This window comes from Pseudomonas sp. NBRC 111140 (assembly GCF_001320885.1).
GTDB lineage: Bacteria > Pseudomonadota > Gammaproteobacteria > Pseudomonadales > Pseudomonadaceae > Aquipseudomonas > Aquipseudomonas putida_P.
Map to the genome: position 1 here is coordinate 1 of NZ_BCBQ01000105.1, position 18,403 is coordinate 18,403.

An 18,403-nucleotide genomic window follows, 5' to 3' on the forward strand; every position below is an offset into this window, starting at 1 on the left:
AAGTTGGCGATGGCAGTGAAGTGGCTCAGGAGGCTCGCAGGCTGCGCCCGGACGTGGTCATTCTCGATATCGGCCTGCCTGGCCTGGACGGCATGGAAGTCATCAAGCGCCTGCAGTGTCTGGAGCCGGCGCCGAAGATCATGGTGCTGACTGGCCAGGCCACCGACCTGTATGTGCGCCGCTGCCTGGATGCCGGGATCGGCGCCTTCGTCACCAAGGAAGAGGACCACGAAGCGCTGCTGTTTGCCCTCAAGGCCCTGGTCAAGGGCTATTCAACCTTTCCACAGATGTCGGTCAACAGCAATTCGCTGGAAAGCGAGCCAGTACGCCTGGCCAGCCTCTCCAACCGCGAAATGGAAGTATTGCGGCGCCTGGCGCGCGGTGAAAACAACAAGAATATCGGCACCTGCATGAACCTCAGCGCCAAGACCATCAGCACGTATCGGGGCCGAATCATGGAAAAGCTCAAGACTGAATCACTGGTTGAAATGGTCGACCTGGCCAAGCGTAACAGCGTCCTTTGAGCACCCGACTACCATGAAGCAGCTGCTGGCGAGCGCCCTTTTGGCCATCGGCCTGGCCAACGCTAGTGCGCTGCTGGCCAGCAGCGAACCCCGCCAACTGCTGGCCCGCTCGGTCAGCGCCGCCGCCCCGCTAACGCTGTCCGCCGACGACCGCCACTGGCTACAACAACGTCAACGCCTGGTACTGGGCACTTCGCGCCCCGACTACCCGCCGTTTGAAATCAATGTCAGCCAACAAGACTATGAGGGCCTGAGCGCCGACTACGCCGGCATCATCGGCGAACAGCTTGGCATAGCCATCGAAGTACGTCGCTTCGACAGCCGCCACGAGGCAATCACCGCCTTGCGTGATGGCCGCATCGACCTGCTCGGCAGCTCCAACGGCTTCGAGGCGGCAGATGCTCAGCTCAGCCTCAGTACCCCCTACGCTGACGACCTGCCGGTGATCGTCACCCGAGAAGGGCGCAGCTTGAAAAGCACGCCCGACCTCGCCGGCATGCGCCTGGCCATGGTTGATCACTACTTGCCAGCCAGCAGCGTACGCAGCCTCTACCCCAAGGCACAGTTGAGCCTGTACCGTTCCACGCTGGCCGGGCTTGCGGCGGTCGAGCTGGGTGAGGCAGACGCCTACCTGGGCGATGCCCTCAGCACCGATTTCACTATCGGAAAAAGCTTTCAGGGCGCGTTGAAAGTCGACCATTTTTCCCATGTACCCCCCGAGGTCTTCGCCTTCGCCGTGGCCAACGACCACTCGCGCTTGCTGCAACTGGTCGACAAGGCGCTGGCGCGCATCAGCGAAAGCGAGCGCCTGAACATTCTGCGCCGCTGGAGCAGCGGCAACACCAGCCTGCTACTGCAGCGTCACCTGAGCGCCCTCAGTGCCGAAGAACAAGCCTGGATCGCCGAGCACCCCACCGTTAACGTGTTGATCAATACTTCGCTGGCGCCACTGACTTTCAACGACGCCCAGCATCACCCCAGCGGCATTACTCTCGACCTGCTCAAGCAGATCGGGTTGCGTACAGGGCTGCACTTCAACCCCATCGAAAGCACGTCGGCCTACGCCATGGTTGAACGCCTGAAGCGAGGCGATGCACTGATGATCGGTGCCCTCGGCTATGGCGCGGAGCGCGTGAAGCAACTGCGCTTTACCCGCCCCTACCTGGTCAGCCCACGGGTGCTGGTCACCCGCAGCGACCAGGCATCGCCTGTACAGGCCATGGCCTCGAACGGCCAGCGAATTGCCCTGGTGCGCGGCTCACCGCAGCGGGCCATGTTGCAGCAACGCTACCCGCAGGCCAGCCTGATCGAAGTGGACAACCCGCTCGGCCTGATGGAGGCGGTGGTCAATGGCAACGCCGACGCGGCACTGAGCAACCAAATCAATGCGGCCTACTACATCAGCCACGTGTTCAAGGGCCGCTTGCGCATCGCCAGCGTGCTCGACGACCAACCGGCCATTGCCGCATTCGCCGTCGCCGCCGACCAGCCCCAGCTTCAAGCCATCCTCGACAAGGCACTGCTGAGCATTCCGCCCGAAGAGCTTGACCAACTGATCAACCGCTGGCGCACCAGCACCCTGGTCAGTGACAGCCCATGGCGCGACTACCGCACCCTGGCCTTGCAGGTGCTGGTACTGTCGGCCCTGCTGCTGGCCGGGGTGGTGTTCTGGAACAGCTACCTGCGCAAGCTGATCAACCAGCGTACCGATGCTCAGCACGCGCTGCAGGCACAGCTGGCGCTGAGCCGCGGGCTGCTTGAACAGCTGCGCCAGGCCAAGGATGACGCCGAACAGGCCAGCCAGACCAAAAGCACCTTCCTGGCCACCATGAGCCATGAAATCCGTACCCCGATGAATGCCGTGATCGGTCTGCTGGAAATGGCGTTGGTGGACAGCCGCGGCGGCCGGTGTGACACCCAGACCTTGCAAACCGCACACGATTCGGCCATTGGCCTGCTCGAGCTGATTGGCGATATCCTCGACATTTCCCGTATCGAATCCGGGCATATCAGCCTGCAGCCAGTGCCCGCCGACCTTGTGGAGCTGGTGCGCTCCACGCTGCGGGTGTTCGAAGGCAATGCACGGGCCAAAAGCCTGCATCTGCACGGCGAAATGCCCGCAGAACCGGTCTGGGTGCTGACTGATCCGCTGCGGCTCAAGCAGATTCTGTCCAACCTTATCAGCAACGCCATCAAGTTCACCAACCGTGGTGAAGTGCAGGCGAGCCTGCTGTTGCCCAACGTTGCCGACCACGGCATGCTGGCCATCACACTGAATGTGCGCGACACAGGCATCGGCATCAGCCCCGCCGACCAGGCCCGGCTGTTCAATGCCTTCGTTCAGGCCGAGGGCCCAAGAACCCGCCAGGGTGCAGGCCTGGGGTTGGTCATCAGCCGTACCCTGGTCGAATTGATGGGCGGCGCCTTGACCCTGCAGAGCGTCGAGGGCGTCGGTACCCGGGTCCAAGTCAACCTGCAACTGCCCACCTGCACTGCACCGACACAGGCCGAACGGGACCTGCCGGCACAAGAGAGCAGCAGTGGCCCGCTGAATATTCTGGTGGTCGACGACTACCCTGCCAACTTGTTGTTGCTGGAGCGACAACTGAATACCTTGGGCCATCGCGTGACCTTGGCGGAGAATGGCGAAATCGCCCTGGCACACTGGCAGGCCGCGCGCTTCGACCTGGTGATTACCGATTGCAGCATGCCGGTCATGGACGGCCACGAACTCACCCGGCGCATTCGCGCCCTGGAGGGTGAGCGCGACCTGCCTGCAAGCCGGATTATTGGCGTGACCGCCAACGCCCAGGCCGAGGAGCGTGCCCGCTGCCTGGCCAGCGGCATGGACGAATGCCTGTTCAAACCGATTGGCCTGCGTGCACTCAAGAACCATCTCCCACAAGTCCACCCTCAACAGCAGTCGCCGACACCACGCCACACCGGGTTCGACCTGGCCGAATTGCGCCACCTGACCCAGGGCGACGAACAGTTGACGCGGCATTTGCTCGAACAACTGTCGATCAGCGTGGGAGAAGACCTGGCCGCCTTGAGCGCACTGGCTGACGACGCACCTGATGAGGCTGTGCACACCCTGGCCCATCGCATCAAGGGCGGCGCCAAGATGATCAGGGTGCGCACCGTAGTCAACGACTGCGAAGCCATCGAACGCGCCCACGCACAGGGCTTACCGACTGTCGAACAGCGCGCGCAACTGCAAACCAGCCTGCAGGCATTGCTTGACGAGATGCGCGATGCGCTCAATGCAATTGCAGCGTCGAGCTGATCTGGCTGATGGCATCCACGACGTGCCGCGAGCCTTGCTGAATTTCCATGATTACCGTACCGGCCTCATTGGCCAATGCCACGCCGTGACCGGTGCGGTTCAGGCTCGACTGCATGCTGGCCACGGCCAATAGCGACAGGTCGTGGTTCTGCCGAACCACATCGACAATTTCCAGGGTGGCCTTGCTGGTTCGCGCGGCCAGGCTTCGCACCTCGTCCGCCACCACGGCAAAGCCGCGCCCGTGCTCGCCGGCACGGGCTGCCTCGATCGCTGCATTAAGGGCCAACAGGTTGGTCTGATCGGCAATGCCGCGAATGGTCAGCACGATCTGCCCGATCACATCCGACTGCTTGCTCACCGCATCGATGCTGCGCGCGGCGTCGTTCAGTTCCTGGGAAATCTGCTCGATCACCTGCACCGTCTGCTGCACCACTTCGGTACCCTTGCGCGCGCAGGCGTCGGTCTGCACCGAACTGGCATGGGCAGCGTCTGCAGCGCTTTGCTGGGTGCAGACCTGGTGGGTGATGTCGCTGGCGAACTTGACCACTTTGTACAGGCGGCCCTTGCTGTCGAAGATCGGGTTGTAGGACGCTTCGAGGTACACGGTCTGGCCTTGCTTGTTGACGCGCTCGAAGCGGTGCGAGTGGTACTCGCCACGGTTCAGCGAAGCCCAGAACCCACGGTACTCGGCCGACTCACGTTCATGCGCCAGGCAGAACAGCCCATGGTGGCGGCCAACCACTTCATCGAGGCGGTAGCCCATGGTGTCGAGGAAGTTCTGGTTGGCCTTGATCACCCGGCCTTGCGGGGTGAATTCGATCACTGCCATGGAACGGCTGATGGCCTTGAGCAGGCTTTCGCTTTCGTGCTCCAGCACCACCCGCTGGCTGATGTCGGATGCCACCTTGATCACGCTGGTGACTTGGCGCTGCTCATCCAGTACCGGCATGTAGCTGGCTTCCAGCCAGACCTCGCGGCCGGCCTTGTCGATGCGCTCAAAAGTACCGCTGATGGCTTTGCCCTGCCCGAGTTCGCGCCACAGTTGCTGGTACTCGGCGCTTTTGGCGTAGTCCGGCTCACAGAACAGCCGGTGGTGCTTGCCCCGCAGTTCATCGACGCTGTAGCCCATGGCCTGACAGAAACGCTCGTTGGCATCAAGGATGGTGCCATCGGGGGCGAACTCGATCATCGCCATCGACCGGCTGATTGCCGCCAGTTTGGCTTGTGCATTGGCCAATGCCTGTTGGCTGCGCTGGATTTCTACCAAATCAGATTTGCGATTGGAGTCAAGCATGTGTCTTAGATTTACGCCAAACACTGGAAACCTCCTGTATTTGCTGGGCTTGACCACCGCCGTAGAATAACAGTATCCCTATTTTCGGTGGACCGCAAGGGATCTGAAAGGATATCGTAAGGGATATCCGCTATCCCATTCTCAACGGTCACCCCATGCCTAGAAAACCCACCAAGCCGCTGGCCGACAGTGATATCAGCATTGCCGCCATTCTTGCGTCAGGTGAACGCGGCAAATTCCCCGAAGGCAGCATAAAAAACCTATATCTCCTTATAGACGGTGGCGCACCAAAGTGGCGGCTCAAGTGCTTCTTGCATGACAAAGAGATCCCCTTCGCTATCGGCGTTTACCCGGACGTGACGCTTGATGAAGCACGTCGCCAGGCACTGCTGGCGAAAGCGGACATAGCCCAAGGTGTGCACCCAACTGTAGCCCGCAATGCTCGGAAGGAAGAAGAACGTGCCAAGGCTGGCTGGACCTTTGACAAGGTGGCCGAGCAGTGGATGAAGCGGCACGCCCACCTGAAACCCAAGACCATCGCTGGCCGTCGCGGCGTACTGAAGAACCACCTGCTGCCTGTGGTCGGCAAACTGCACGTCAAGGACATTGTCGTCAGGCACGTGAAAACCGTCCTCGACCGCATAGAGGACTCGCCAGTCATGCAGCGCGAAGCCCTGCGTCTACTGAGAAAGATCCTCGCCCACGCCATGAGCCACGAGTACGTGACCCAGAACGTCGCCATCGGCCGCGAAGACATGCTTGATGCCAAGCCCAAGACCAAGCATCACGCCGGGCTGATCAAGGAAGATGACCTGGTTGACTACATCCGCCGCCTGGACGCCCTCAGCAACAGCGGCAGCGACTGTGCGATATCGGCGCTCTGGCTGTTGCTGCTGCTCCCTGCCCGCCCCAGCGAGCTGTGTGCCATGCGTTGGAGCCAGATCGACTTCACCAAGACCGAATGGACCTACGAAGTACCCAAGACCGGCCAGATGCACACGGTGCCACTCCCGCCCCAGGCCTTGGCACAGCTGAACAACCTGCGCGACTACAGCCAGGCAATGAACCAACGCGCTGCATTGAGCGCTGCGCCCTTCGGCAAATTCGCCACCGACACGACCACATCCGTGCCGGACTGGGTATTCCCATCGACGGGCACCTTCGGCCAGCACATCGCCAGTGAAACCTTGTTGCGGCGGCTGCGAACAGAGCTTGGCTATCCAATCGGCGCCATCACCAGCCACGGATTCAGATCGACATTCCGCTCATTGGGCGAAGAGGTGCTGGAAATCGATCCGCTTCTACTAGAACTGCAGCTTGGGCACCGCATGCCTGGGAGCCTTGGGGCCACCTACGCCCGATCACGACTGCTACCGCAACGAAAGGAAGCCATGGTGAAGTGGGCGAACTACATCGAACAGCTGTACTACAAGGCGAACTACGGGGTGACCAAAACCGAGGCTGAGAACGCACTGACCGACCTACCGGGCGAGCATCGAGATATCAAGCGCTTGGGCCTGAACGACTACCTGCACGCTGCACGGATACTGGGGCTGAAAAAGGAGTCATGAGGGTGACGATACTGGCGGGAATTTAGGGCTTTGCGGTAGGAAGGTTTGGTCGCAAAAACCTACTACCGAACCTACTACCGGGGCATGGAAACTTACTACCGAGGCCGACGCGCTTTGGCACAAGTCGATAAATATCGGGATTTCATGATTGAGGTAGGAAGGTTTTGAGCCAAGGTAGGAAGCAGGTAGGAGGTTTTTTCAGAAACCTTACTACCGAGTAGATGGCCTCTAGCACAGTGGTTTTAGGGGCTCGGTAGTAAGGTAGTAAGGTTTTTGCACAATTTAACGAAGGAGAAGAAGAAGGTAGATATATATCCTGTGCTATATGCCTGTACTACGTATGTATAAGCAAATAGTGCAAAAACCTTCCTACCTTACTACCGTTAGCGCGCTAAATAATTTTAAGGCACCCCATTGCGCTAAACACGACGATGCTCGCGGGCACTCCATTGCCCCGACGCCAGATCACAGTACGAACTGGTCATAGGTATCTGCCACGTCCTGCGCCGTGAGCCCTATGTAGGCCATGGTCACGGCAGGGCTCGAGTGGTTCAGCACCTTGCAGATCAGCTCGATGGACATTCCCTCCCTGTGCATCATCCACCCCCGTGTTTTGCGCATGCTGTGTGTGCCAAGTGCGATGCCTAATTCATCACCCACGTCCTTGAACGCCTTGGCCACGGCAGCCCGGCTCACTGGCTTGCCCTTGGCGCGATTGCTGTCCACCTCGAACAGGTAGACCCTGCCAGGCGCTGAGCGCGCCTTGACGATGGCCTGCGCCCCCTCATTCAGCTTGATGGTGCGTGGCTTGCCGGTCTTGCCCTCCACGATGCGCAGCTGGCCGCTCTGTGCTTCCTGCAGCGTGATTTCCAGTAGGTCGCTGATCCGCAGCGCCGTGTTGATACCGAACTTCCAAATATCGGCGTACAGCTCGTTGCCTCTGGCATTGAGTTCCAACTTGCGCCGGACCAGCTCGATACCTTCCTTCGTCTTCACCGCTTCGACCAATTGCATGGCTGACCCCTTGAGTTTGTTGGCCTACCTAATTGACACAATTACAAGGTAGTTCTCAAAATCGGTAGAGGTCAATAACCATCGGTCGTCTCTAATTGACAGTCTTTCATTGTGTCAATTAGGAGCGCTCCCTCAACACCTCAATCCCACGGGCAATGCCCTCGGCGTTCACGTCCAGGGTTTGCAGGGCGATCATCACATTGTCAGCTGCAGGCTCTGCTCCCCTCTGTCGTATCCACAGTGCCAGTTCCTCAATGCCTGCGCGCAGCGCTTGCTGGTTCAGCAGGATCAGCTCAAGGGTATCTGCTGTAACTGTTGGCTTATCCATGGTCGCTCCCAGGTCAGTCCAGTAGCCAAGCGTAGCCCGCAGTGCTGCAGAAAATAGGGGTGGGCCTGGAAATCATCGTCGATATCTGGGCAAGTCAGCGCCGGAAGAACGGAGATTGCCGGGGTGACTGGCTGTGCCTGGGAAAACTGGCCAGGAGGCTGAATGTCGAGGGGTGGGTGCCGGGGGTGCGTCCTCGTGAGCGTCGTTCAATACGTTATCTGCCAGTGAGTCCCTAGAAAATTTTCCCAAAAATTCCCGCCAGAAATCCGCAGCCATGGCCTTTCGCCATCACTCAAAACCCTCAGCCACCACTACCGTTCGTCAGAAAAATTCCAAGTAGTATCGTCGAAAACCCTCAACTAAAAGCCACGATACTCAAATTTAGAATCGTTGTAAGTCTGCATTAAAATCCGTAAGTAACTGTGCCATAAGGAATAATTTAAGAACGATACGACTTAAATTTAAGCCCCGAATGGATTCGACGCTAATACCACATTCAAGACTGAATAGCAAGAACCATTTGACGTTCGCACCGTTATAACATTATTGTGATCCTCAGTCGGAAAACTCCTACGAGGGCCAACCGAATGAACTCGCCAACCGCCGCCATCAGCCTGACGCAAATCGCCGCCCTGGCAGACCTTTGCCCCGAGTACTTCGCCCGCCACGCCGACTCCCTGCCGCCGACCCACCCTGTGCACACAGGTAGCCGTGGCAGACCGCAGAAGGCCTTCGACATTGACGACCTCGCCGCCCTGATCGTCGCCCGCACCGGGCACCTGAGCGAAGCCGTCGTCAGGTTGCGCTTGGCCCTGGCAATGGGCGCATCTGTGCGCATCGTTCAGGTCAACGACAAACACGTCCTTGTCCGCGATGACGAAGACCTGCAAGACCTCGACCCCGCCGTCGCCCAAGCGGTGCTCGACCAGATCCACGAACACAACGAACTCATCGACCGCCGCCGTACCAGACGCCACCCCGCTACCGAGGAATCGCAGCCATGACCGCCAAAATCATTCCTTTCCCGGCGCGCAAGCGCGGACTCGACACACTGTTGGCGATGGCCACGGGCACTGGCGGTGTCAGCTCCTACGGCAGCCTGTCGACCCCACAACACACTGTGCCAGTCAGCGAGCACTACGACAGCCTTGCCACCGGCATCTGCTCGCTACTGGGCACCGTAGACCCGCGACTTATCCAGGCCGCTTTGGCCGAACGCGCCAGCGGGCAACACACCTTGCATTGATCCGGCAGGTTGCCGGGGGGAGTAACTGACATGGCCTTTTCTGACATTCTCCAGGGCGACAGCCTCAACCAGTTGTTCCAGAATCCGGCAATGCTGGCTGGCCTACAGATGCTCGCCGCGAGCGGGCCGCAGCAAGGCAACCCCGGTTTCGGTGCACGTATGGGGCAGGCCCTTGGCGGCACGGCCACCCAGTTGCAGCAGATCCAGCACAGCCAAGCCCTGCAACAGTACCGCCAGCAGATGATGCAGCAGCAGGTCCAGCAAATGGCCATGCAGCAGGAAGCCGCCCAGCGCAAAGCTGACCAGCAACAGCGCCAGCAGGCTGCGTTCCAAGACCCTGCCGTGCTGGAGCAGATGGGGCCGTTGGCAAAGATGTTGGCTCAGGCGGGGCTTGACCCCACCACCGTGCTGCGCGCTCAGGCTGGCGACAACTTGCAGGCCCACCGCGCCGCCCAGCTGCAACAACAGCAAAGCCAGTTCGATACCCGGCAGGCGCACCAAGGTCAGTCTTCTGGCCCACGCATGCCGACCCAGCGCCAGGTCCTCGATGAGCCCTTGGGCGAAGGGCTGATGCAACGCCATGTGCTCAACCCGCAGACCGGCCAGTACGAAAAGTATGGCGAGCCGTTCAACCAGTACAGCCCAGGTCGCAAAGCCAAGGCCGCCGCAACCGGTGCTGACGCCGCAGAGGCCGCGATGCTCGGTGCTGATGAAGCCGACGTATCCAGCCTGCCGGGCACCGGTGGCCTGCAGTCCTACATGCCGCAACCGCAGCAACCTGTTGGTGTCATGCCGATGACCGCAGCCGGTTCTGTTCCAGGCGCTGCTCATAAACTGGGCACTCGCAAGCCGGGACAACCCAAGATTGCCGAGCCACTGACCAAGGCCGAATACGACGCCTTGCCGAGTGGCACCCAGTACCTTGACCCGGCGTCCGGTCGGGTGGCGACCAAGCGGTGATGACATGGCCATTTCTGCGTTCGGTGACGAACTCGACGACAGCACAGCGGCTGGTCCTGTTGCGCCTAAACCGCCAGCGCCACAAGCGCCGCGGCTAAGCGCGTTTGGTGATAGCTTCGACGACGAAGCCCCGGCCCAGTCTGTGCCAGCCGCGCAGCCGCAACAAACGGGCATCATGGGTCTGCTGTCCGGCTTGATGACGGGCAACGCAAACAACCTGCTGCCTGATGGTCTGCGCCAGAAAGCGCTGACGCTCGATGACTACGGCCTGTCCCTGTCCAAGGGCATGCTCAGTGGCGCCGAAGGCATTGTCGGGTTGGGTGATATCGCCACGGGTGGGCGCGTGTCGCCTGGGCTCAAGGCCGCATACGGCTATGACCCGGCAGGCCGTCGCGCAGAACTCGACCGCATGGCTACGCCTGAACACCAGCAGGCAATGCAGCAACTCGACCGCGCACAGGGCATCAGTGGCACGCTCCAGGCACTGCGTGACAACCCGTCGCTGGTACCACACGCCATTGTCGAAAGCGCACCATCCATGATTCTCGGTGGCGGCATCGGTCGCGGTGTTGCACTCGGTGCGAAAGGACTCGGCGCTAGTGGCGGCCTCGCCGGGTTGCTCGGTACGGGTGGCGGTGAAGGCCTCGTCGCTGCCGGTCAGCAAGCCTCCCAAACTGTGCAGGACAACGAAGCCAAGGGCACCCCTGGCCTAACACTTGGCCAGACCGGCTTGGCGATTGGCAGCGGCCTTGGTACCGGTTTGCTCGGCATGGCCGGAGCCCGCATTGGTCGCAAGCTCGGGGTCATGGATATCGACGCGCAGTTGGCCGGCGCAGGTGGCGTGGATGTAGCCCGCAGCCTAGTTCAGCGTGCGCTGGTCGGCACCGGCCTGGAAAGCTTGGAAGAACTCACACAGTCCGGGCAACAGCAGGTCTTGTCGAATCTGGCCCAAGACCGCCCAGCTATGGAAGGCGTCACCAAGCAGATGGTCTTGGGGGGTGTGGTCGGCGGAGCCATGGGTGGTGCTGCCGGCCTGCGCCGCCCGAACATGAACACCCCTGTAGAACAACCGCCAGTGGCCCCAACTGCAACGCAACAGGCCGAGGCCATGGCAACCCCTGCACCGGCTCCAGTCGCGCAGCAGCCAGCGCCGCAACCTGTGCCATTCGCCGGTAGCCAAGACGTTCGCCCGCTGTTCCGCTCCATGGGTATGGACGAGCAGCAGATGGATAGCAGTCTGGCCTTACTGCGCCCTGACGAGCCAAGCATCGAAGCCGCACGCCGGGGCAAAATGACGTGGGAAGAAACTGGTCAGCTCGCGGACCTGGCGGGCACCACTATTGCCAAGATGAAAGCCCGTCGACTTGGGCAGCCGCTGAATGCGGAAGACCATCTGGCAGCCACCCGGCTGTTACAGCAGCAAACCACCCGCACCCTCGACCTTGCCAACAAGATGTCCGAGCTGTCGAATGCAGGCAAGAGCGATGACGCCGTGGCCTCTGATTTCATGCTGGCTCTGGATGATCTGCGCACCGCGCAAAGCGCCGTCATGGGCAGCCGTGCCGAACTGGGCCGGGCCTTGAACATCCAGCGCATGAACGTCCAAACCGGCCGGCGCGCTACCGCCCTGCTGGAAGCTGTAGGGGGGATAGACAAAGCCAAGGACATGGCCGACGCATTGGTGAACGCGGCCCGTTCGGGGGGTGTGAAGTCGGCCAACAAGTTGGCGACCAAGGCCGGTACTGACATGTTCTGGACTTACTACAAGGCAGCACTGTTGTCTGGCCCTGACACCCATATCGTGAACTCGGCCAGCAACCTGGCCAACGCCTTGCTGAACATCCCAACCCGTGGTGTGGCCGGCCTCATCGGCACTGGCAAGCGCGCTGTAGGACTCCAGGGCGAAACCTACTTGGCTGAGCCCGCCTACCAGATCAGGGGCTTCGTCGACGGCATCAGCAGCGGTGCCAGAGCGTTTACCGATAGCTGGAGCGGCCGCGAGACTGAATATGAGGCCAGCACCAACGCCAAGAATGACGTGTACCGTAGCGATATGTTGGGGCAGAAGTACTGGGGTGTGCCGCTGCGCGCCCTCGGTGCTGCTGACGCTTTCTTCAAGGCGATCAACTTCGGCATGGAAACCTACTCGCTCGCCTACCGCACCGCTGCCAGCGAAGGCCTGGAGGGTGACGCACTCGGTGCTCGGGTCAAGGACCTGGTGGCCAACCCCACCGAGAAAATGAAGGAAAACATCAAGGCCGCTGCCGAGTTCCAGACCTTCACTGACAAGTCGGGTGTCGTCATCAACATGCTGAACGGCGCCAAGAACAGAATTCCATTGGGACTTGGCAACATTCCGGCCCCGTTCTTTAAGACACCTGGGAAGATCTTGGCGTACAACGTGAAGCACACCCCGCTCCTGACCTACTTACTCAAGGATTCGCGGGAGGCGTACAAGGCAGGTGACGCATCACATGAGCAGGTACTGGCGCGGCAGGCCATCGGCACACTGATTTACTCCCTCGGTGCCCTGGGTGCAGCTGCTGGCGTCCTGAGTGGCGCAGGTCCGCAGGACGACAACGCCCGTAAGGCGTGGCTGGCAGCCGGCAACCAGCCGCTTAGCATCAAGATCGGTGGCGAGTGGTACTCATATGCCCGCATCGAGCCGTTCGCCACGCTGCTGGGAATCAGCGCTGATGTGTACCAGAACTATCAGGACGGCGACGCGACCGCAGCTGCGTTCACCAAGGCCATATCTGGCAACTTCTTGTCGAAGACGTGGCTGCAGGGCTTGTCCAAAGCAATGCAGGCAATCACCGACCCTGATCGGTACGGCGCCGGCTGGGTGAACAGCACCGCCGCAACGCTGGTCAACCCGTGGACCATTGGCGCACAGGCCGCCCGCATTGGCGACGACTACAAACGGCAGGCGGACTACAAGAGTTTCACCGACCAGCTCAAGCTGAGAACGCCATTCCTGCGCGAATCCCTGCCCATCAAGCTGGACCATTTCGGCGCCCCCATGGAAGAAAACGAACGCCAATGGCACGGCCTTGGACCGATCACCCGCACCAAGCCCAGCGACGACCCTGTGCGTCAAGAAGCTGCACGTCTCGGCTGGGCCCCCGGTAGGCAGCAGGACCACTTCACCAGCGGCAAGATCAAGCACACGCTCACCGCCGAACAGGTGTACGAACGCGACCAAGTGACCGGCCAGCTTATCCACCGTGACGCCACTGTGCTGATGCGCAGCAAGACATGGCAGAACATGGACGATGACCAGCGCCGCGAGGCCCTGGACAAGGTTGTCACCCGCGCCCGCAACGCGATCAAGGTCGCGCTGACTCCGTGGCTCACAGCAGGCAAACGCGGCCCATTCGACCGCTTGAAAAGTAGCATCAAACCCGAGGTAACCAAGAAATGAACGTCGAAACACAAGCCACGATGCAGAACTTCGATGCGGGTCTGCTCTGCCAGCTACGCCGAGACGCCGACGTGTATTGCCTCGACCTGTCGCGGTGCAAGATGGCCCCGCTGGGTGACGGGCGTTACGTCCTCACCTTCGATCAGCCGGTGGTGGACATTGCACAGTTTTGCCCTGGAGCGCCGACGCAACTGACCGCCCGCAGTGTAGGCCAGGCCGAAGGCCTGATGCTGCTGTGGTGCAAGCGTATCCAGATTGGTGAGCGCCAAGCTGTGCGCACCGGCACCGTGGGGCTGGACAACATGCAGATCAACCGCACGCCGATCACCAGCGTTGAGCTGGACCGCTACCGCGCTCGCCTCAAGGAAGCCGAGCTGCAACGCAAGATCGCCCGCGAGCTGGTTGCCGAGGTCGAGCAGCGTCAGCAGGAAGCCAACAAAGTAGCCGCCGCCGAACTCGCCGCCCGGTATCCCGGCTCTGTCGCCCCAGCCCGTAAGGCGAAGACAGCCCCGGCGCTTGAGCTTCCAGCCGTACACGTCAAAACCACTTCCACCCGAGGTGCTTCGAAATGAGCGACCAAGAACATGATGTGCTGGCAGACGTTGCAGCGTATGCGACTGGCACAGTTGGCATGCCTGACATCGACATGGACCACCCTGTTGCTGATTCGCTGGCTGACGACGTAGAACGCTACGCCGAGCACGCCGAGCGACGTGACCAGCATCTGGCCGAAGACGCCGACCCGGATGCCGTGCGGGACGCTGCACCACAGCGACAAGCCCCGTCCGTAGACCAGCAACACCAGGCCGAACTTCGGGCGATGGCCGAGCAGTTGACCGCACTGCACCAGCAGAACGTCCAGCTGCAGCAACACCAGTTGCAGGTGCAGCAGTTCCTGGCCCAGCAGCAACAGGCCCAAATCCCGAACTTCGAGGACGACCCGCAAGGCCATGTCGAAGCGGTCCAGGCGCAGATGCAGCAGCAACTGCAAGCGGTGCAGCAACAGGTTCAGGCCCAGCAGTACGAAGCCCAGTTGCGCGGTGAAATGGCAGCAGCTGCACCCGACGTCACGGCCAGTGAAAACGCGATGCGGGAGGAAGTCGGCGGTGAAGCCTACGACGCGGCCTACCAGCATGTGCACCAGTACGCCCAGGCTGAGCTTGCCCGCATGTACCCCGGTGCCAACCCGGCGATGCTGGCGCAGCTGGAACAGGTAGCCGGTGTGGCCTTCGTCCAGCAGTGCCGGCAGCAGGGTATCGACCCAGCCAGGCACATCTACGAGAAAGCGCAGGCGCTCGGATTCGCCCCAGGTCAGCGTGTGCCAGGTGGTGATCAGCCACGGAAAGCACCAAACACCAGCCTGTCCACTGTGCCAGCTGCTGGCCGTGCCCCGGATCAGCGTGGTCGACTCACCGCCAAGGATGTTGCCAGCATGAGCAACGATGAGTTTGATCAGCTGTTCGAGTCCATGAAGCGCAGCGCCACGCCGATGCCGTTTTGAGGGGGTGAGCCATGGATAGTCCAATCATCCCCACACGTCGCGCCACACGCGGCGACCGCATCATGCAGGGCCTCGCAGCCCTGCAGCTCGACGTTGAGCTGGGTAAGAACGAGGTCCTTAAACGTCAGCGTCGGGCCGTCCTGCGTGGTATGCGCGCCGGCCTATGGGCTGACGGCCAGGGTCTGACGGTTGACGAGGTACTGCAGGGACTGAGGGCCGAGCTGTTCGGCTGGCCACTCAGGATGCTACCGGTCCGCGACGATGACGACAACTGTGCCAGCCTGGCACAACATGATGAGGAAGTGAGCGATGACTACTGACAAACGCCCCGGCACCAGCCGGAAACAACCCAAGGGTTCGGACTACTTCCAGAAGTCCCACCCAACCACTGGCAAGCGCAAGCCAAGCCCAGGGAAGCGTGGCCGATGACCTGTGCACCGATGGGCAGGGATGCCCTTACTTGCGCTTCCACTGCCACCATCTGCGCTTCCTAATGGCCTCGCTAAAATCCCGCTCCCACCCCCTCATCCACGGCTCATAGTCCTCATCGGTGGGAATCAAATCACCATGGCCATCAGCGGTGAAAGTCTTGCGAACAAGGTACTTTTCGCCAGTGAGTTTCTCGTAGCGATCTCGGACCTTCACACCTCGCTCAGTGAGACAGCCAGCAAGCTTATCAGCGAAAAAAAGCACGTCATCAGTGTACTTCGCTATACCTCGAACCGACGTACCGTATTGGGTGTTGACCATGCCCCCAACCGGAATTTCGAAATAGTAATGGTCAGCGGTGAACCCTTTTGGCAAGCCCCCGTGCTGGAACATCTCTATGAGGGAGTTATGGCCCTCCGTGGTCCAATTGAGATTTCCAACAGCTTGGATTAGAGCAAGCATGGATTTCACGCCGTTGGGGGAGATGCTCATATTTTTTAGAACTAGCCCCTGCAACTCATCCACGGGAGGGTCGAAGGTAGGAAGCTTCATCTGGTTAATGCGGAGCGAAAATGAGGCTAGTGGTTTCCCGGACGCATTATGTGCCTCAAACTTTTCTCGGTTGGCTTCATATGTGCGCAGGAAATCCGACACGTACTGTATTTTCATGCCACCGGCCACCTCTGTGACTGATGTGCACAGCGTGATGGCTACGTCGATGCTCCGGAACTCGGCGAGAAGTTCGTCCCTTAGCTTGGCCTTTCGAGCAATGTGCCCAGCCATCCAGGCACCAACACCGGCACCGAAAGCAGCACTGATCACTGCGCTACCCCAAACGCCAGCATCGAAACTGGGGAGGCTCGCTGCCCAAGGGAACAACGGTGCCGAAGCCGTATAAACGCCGTTGAACGGCCCCCAAAGATCCGCCATTACAATCCCTTCGCTCTATCCGTGGCACATGGCCAGCGATGATAGCGGCGCGACAACGTGAAGGGAAAGCGCCAGCCGTGGCGAGCGGCATTCATTTATGCACTCGGAAGGTGTCTCTTCGGCCCGGTCCAGGCGAACGCGTTGAGCACCGCGTGGAGGATTTCGCTTAGGGCCTCCATCGACACAGGGGAAACGTCCACTTGGCCATAGTGCCCGTCTGCCATGGTCGATCCATAGTTTGAACCGCTGAGACAATTCGTAAATAGAACTCCACCAGCGGGTGCATGCGCAATCTCGTTCTCCATTGGCTGAAGGTCGAGTGGAGGACATGGCTTGCCTCGTCCAGCTGGTTCACCTAATCCACGAATACGATCTTCGAGGTGCTGCGCTGTGTTGCGGACGCCGCGCAGGCAGGGAAATTTCTCACCCATCCGCTTGAACTGCTCTGCAGCGTCCATGGGCACATCTGGGGTTTTCGCAAGAACCTTCAGAGCCTTGTCAAAGCCATCTAACGCATACAGAAAAGCCCTTGCGTAGAGCAAGGATGTATGATGCTGGAATTCCCTGGGCTGCTGTCCAGCGGCCCATCGCTCGCGCTTGAAGCGGACCTCAGACTCCAATGCTACTGCCTGAGCATCATAGTTCGCGGCGCCTATTTGCTCAGCTTCAACGGCTTGCCGAATTTCAAATCGGCGCTTCCACTGGAGGTCTCGATCCTCCCGGCTAGGCCGTCGTAGATATTCACGCTCGGAGTTCTCAAATAGGTTGAGTGCCAGGTTGGCGTCGATGAACTGCGATTCCATCATGCGGAGCAGTGGCTCGACGTTTTCTACCCACTCCTGATCCTCGTAGTCTAGCCACACCCCAGGCACGACAACTTCAAAAATATGCATCGAGGCAGTCCATGTGTTGTAGGTCTATGCCACAGCAAAGCACACTGAGGCTAGCGTCGGCTAGGCTGCGTGACCCTGCTCCAGCATTTCCCACAGATGGGTCAGCATGTCGTGGTCGGTGACCTGCTCGAAGGGCTTACCGGTCACCCGTTGTGCTCGCATCATGGCTAGCTCAAACCACTCCAGTTGCAGCTCGGCGTTCATTCTGTTCAACGTCTGCTGCAGCCATCGGTAGTCCTCGGGGTCGACCACATCCAGCTGGACGCCCACCAGATGACGCAACCCCATGGACTGTTTGAGTAGTCGCAGCCTAGTGCAAGCCTGCGCTTTTTCCTGCGCAGCCAGCGCGTCCTCCTGCGCCTTGCGGTGCTTGTATTCGTCGAAGTAGCGAGCAAGCCAGAGTGCACTCGCTGACGTCGCGCTACCGGAAATGGAGTTACTCATGATCGGCCACCTCGCTGTCGTCGGAGTGGGTTTGCACAGGGGACAGGCACCTACCGGTGTCCAGATAGTCCCCCCTCGCTTCTGGTGACATGGCCTCCCACCACTCGATAGCGGCAACGTGTGCATAGACCTGAGTTGACACGGACTTGGTGTGGCCCAGGCTTTTGCGTAACACCTTGCCGCCCCAAAGCTCCAGCTGTGACAGCTTTGCCAGCTGCTTGCCACACGCCCCGCTGGTGGTGTTGCACTTCAGCGACAATCCGTACAGTTTGTCTATGTAGTCCGCGACCTGGCGTGCGGTGAAGGCGTTCTTGTCGAACGGCGGGGTACGACCTTCGCACATTTCCTCCAGCACAGCGTACAGCGGCCCTTGCGCGCCCCGTTGCACGGCTACTGCGGCGATGGTTTGCGGTGCCGGGGCGTGAGCGTCCCAGTCTGCCGGGAACTGCCAGGTACGCAGCAGGTTGGCCACGATGTTGGCGCCTGGCCCATCGATCCACGCCACGAAGCCCTTGTAGTAGCTGGCCTCAAGCGGGCGTTCCACAGTCATCAGCACAGC

At 60.4% G+C, this 18,403-nt stretch carries 17 protein-coding genes and 1 pseudogene; 10 read left to right on the plus strand and 8 right to left on the minus strand.

Annotated features, from left to right (window positions below):
* Both APH42_RS24830 and APH42_RS24835 read left to right on the plus strand, forming a co-directional pair.
* Positions 1-524 (plus strand): response regulator transcription factor (locus APH42_RS24830; protein ID WP_060494447.1); only part of this gene is annotated, 524 nt, incomplete at its 5' end.
* A 13-nt stretch (positions 525-537) separates the two neighbouring features.
* The gene (locus APH42_RS24835) at positions 538-3,810 is read left to right on the plus strand and encodes a transporter substrate-binding domain-containing protein (protein WP_060494448.1); all 3,273 of its coding nucleotides are present in this window, start codon (positions 538-540) and stop codon (positions 3,808-3,810) included.
* On the opposite strand, the gene APH42_RS30930 is transcribed toward APH42_RS24835, so the two are convergent.
* Entirely contained in the window at positions 3,785-4,279 is a 495-nt protein-coding gene (locus APH42_RS30930) for a methyl-accepting chemotaxis protein (RefSeq protein ID WP_370739383.1), read from the minus strand. The genes APH42_RS24835 and APH42_RS30930 overlap by 26 nt on opposite strands.
* A 42-nt stretch (positions 4,280-4,321) precedes the next feature.
* Positions 4,322-5,104, minus strand: a pseudogene (locus APH42_RS30935) (PAS domain-containing protein); the annotation flags it as partial.
* 155 nt (positions 5,105-5,259) lie between these two features.
* Here APH42_RS30935 and APH42_RS24845 point away from each other — a divergent pair.
* Positions 5,260-6,675 carry a site-specific integrase gene (locus tag APH42_RS24845; RefSeq protein ID WP_082421464.1) on the plus strand — a complete coding sequence of 472 codons (1,416 nt, stop codon included), beginning with the start codon at positions 5,260-5,262 and terminating at the stop codon, positions 6,673-6,675.
* A 465-nt stretch (positions 6,676-7,140) separates the two neighbouring features.
* Here the strand turns inward: APH42_RS24845 and APH42_RS24850 are convergent, their stop codons facing one another.
* The gene (locus tag APH42_RS24850; RefSeq protein WP_060494451.1) at positions 7,141-7,689 is read right to left on the minus strand and encodes a tyrosine-type recombinase/integrase; all 549 of its coding nucleotides are present in this window, start codon (positions 7,687-7,689) and stop codon (positions 7,141-7,143) included.
* Positions 7,690-7,807: 118 nt separating this feature from the next.
* Positions 7,808-8,017, minus strand: a complete 210-nt coding sequence (locus APH42_RS24855; RefSeq protein ID WP_060494452.1) for a hypothetical protein — start codon at positions 8,015-8,017, stop codon at positions 7,808-7,810.
* 587 nt (positions 8,018-8,604) lie between these two features.
* Here APH42_RS24855 and APH42_RS24860 point away from each other — a divergent pair.
* The 7 genes from APH42_RS24860 to APH42_RS24890 are packed head-to-tail and all read left to right on the plus strand — an operon-like array spanning position 8,605 to position 15,468.
* Entirely contained in the window at positions 8,605-9,021 is a 417-nt protein-coding gene (locus APH42_RS24860) for a hypothetical protein (protein ID WP_060494453.1), read from the plus strand.
* Entirely contained in the window at positions 9,018-9,263 is a 246-nt protein-coding gene (locus tag APH42_RS24865; protein WP_060494454.1) for a hypothetical protein, read from the plus strand. The genes APH42_RS24860 and APH42_RS24865 overlap by 4 nt, the downstream gene beginning before the upstream one ends.
* Before the next feature lie 30 nt (positions 9,264-9,293).
* Complete coding sequence (locus APH42_RS24870) at positions 9,294-10,223, plus strand: hypothetical protein (protein WP_060494455.1); 930 nt, start codon at positions 9,294-9,296, stop codon at positions 10,221-10,223.
* A gap of 4 nt (positions 10,224-10,227) precedes the next feature.
* Positions 10,228-13,647, plus strand: coding sequence for a hypothetical protein (locus tag APH42_RS24875; RefSeq protein WP_060494456.1), 3,420 nt, complete (start codon positions 10,228-10,230; stop codon positions 13,645-13,647).
* Positions 13,644-14,219: a hypothetical protein gene (locus tag APH42_RS24880; protein WP_060494457.1), complete on the plus strand. Its 576-nt coding sequence runs from the start codon at positions 13,644-13,646 to the stop codon at positions 14,217-14,219. Before APH42_RS24875 ends, APH42_RS24880 begins: the two co-directional genes overlap by 4 nt.
* Positions 14,216-15,148, plus strand: coding sequence for a hypothetical protein (locus APH42_RS24885; RefSeq protein ID WP_060494458.1), 933 nt, complete (start codon positions 14,216-14,218; stop codon positions 15,146-15,148). The genes APH42_RS24880 and APH42_RS24885 overlap by 4 nt, the downstream gene beginning before the upstream one ends.
* A gap of 11 nt (positions 15,149-15,159) precedes the next feature.
* The gene (locus tag APH42_RS24890) at positions 15,160-15,468 is read left to right on the plus strand and encodes a hypothetical protein (RefSeq protein ID WP_060494459.1); all 309 of its coding nucleotides are present in this window, start codon (positions 15,160-15,162) and stop codon (positions 15,466-15,468) included.
* A gap of 136 nt (positions 15,469-15,604) precedes the next feature.
* Here the strand turns inward: APH42_RS24890 and APH42_RS24895 are convergent, their stop codons facing one another.
* The 4 genes from APH42_RS24895 to APH42_RS30225 all read right to left on the minus strand — a co-directional run.
* Complete coding sequence (locus tag APH42_RS24895; protein ID WP_060494460.1) at positions 15,605-16,507, minus strand: hypothetical protein; 903 nt, start codon at positions 16,505-16,507, stop codon at positions 15,605-15,607.
* Between the two features lie 95 nt (positions 16,508-16,602).
* Positions 16,603-17,400 (minus strand): hypothetical protein, encoded by a 798-nt coding sequence (locus APH42_RS24900; RefSeq protein WP_060494461.1) that lies wholly within the window; start codon positions 17,398-17,400, stop codon positions 16,603-16,605.
* Between the two features lie 60 nt (positions 17,401-17,460).
* Complete coding sequence (locus tag APH42_RS24905; protein WP_060494462.1) at positions 17,461-17,844, minus strand: hypothetical protein; 384 nt, start codon at positions 17,842-17,844, stop codon at positions 17,461-17,463.
* A partial coding sequence (locus tag APH42_RS30225; RefSeq protein WP_177336874.1) for a hypothetical protein occupies positions 17,837-18,403 on the minus strand: 567 nt, incomplete at its 5' end. The genes APH42_RS24905 and APH42_RS30225, both read right to left, overlap by 8 nt.

Bases quoted from the DNA above. Each gene is read 5' to 3' on its own strand.
- APH42_RS24845 (WP_082421464.1), top strand. From the start codon at position 5,260: ATGCCTAGAAAACCCACCAAGCCGCTGGCCGACAGTGATATCAGCATT.
- APH42_RS24880 (WP_060494457.1), top strand. From the start codon at position 13,644: ATGAACGTCGAAACACAAGCCACGATGCAGAACTTCGATGCGGGTCTG.
- APH42_RS24885 (WP_060494458.1), top strand. From the start codon at position 14,216: ATGAGCGACCAAGAACATGATGTGCTGGCAGACGTTGCAGCGTATGCG.
- APH42_RS24890 (WP_060494459.1), top strand. From the start codon at position 15,160: ATGGATAGTCCAATCATCCCCACACGTCGCGCCACACGCGGCGACCGC.
- APH42_RS24870 (WP_060494455.1), top strand. From the start codon at position 9,294: ATGGCCTTTTCTGACATTCTCCAGGGCGACAGCCTCAACCAGTTGTTC.
- APH42_RS24855 (WP_060494452.1), bottom strand. From the start codon at position 8,017: ATGGATAAGCCAACAGTTACAGCAGATACCCTTGAGCTGATCCTGCTG.
- APH42_RS24875 (WP_060494456.1), top strand. From the start codon at position 10,228: ATGGCCATTTCTGCGTTCGGTGACGAACTCGACGACAGCACAGCGGCT.
- APH42_RS24900 (WP_060494461.1), bottom strand. From the start codon at position 17,400: ATGCATATTTTTGAAGTTGTCGTGCCTGGGGTGTGGCTAGACTACGAG.
- APH42_RS24860 (WP_060494453.1), top strand. From the start codon at position 8,605: ATGAACTCGCCAACCGCCGCCATCAGCCTGACGCAAATCGCCGCCCTG.
- APH42_RS24895 (WP_060494460.1), bottom strand. From the start codon at position 16,507: ATGGCGGATCTTTGGGGGCCGTTCAACGGCGTTTATACGGCTTCGGCA.
- APH42_RS24905 (WP_060494462.1), bottom strand. From the start codon at position 17,844: ATGAGTAACTCCATTTCCGGTAGCGCGACGTCAGCGAGTGCACTCTGG.
- APH42_RS24850 (WP_060494451.1), bottom strand. From the start codon at position 7,689: ATGCAATTGGTCGAAGCGGTGAAGACGAAGGAAGGTATCGAGCTGGTC.
- APH42_RS24835 (WP_060494448.1), top strand. From the start codon at position 538: ATGAAGCAGCTGCTGGCGAGCGCCCTTTTGGCCATCGGCCTGGCCAAC.
- APH42_RS24865 (WP_060494454.1), top strand. From the start codon at position 9,018: ATGACCGCCAAAATCATTCCTTTCCCGGCGCGCAAGCGCGGACTCGAC.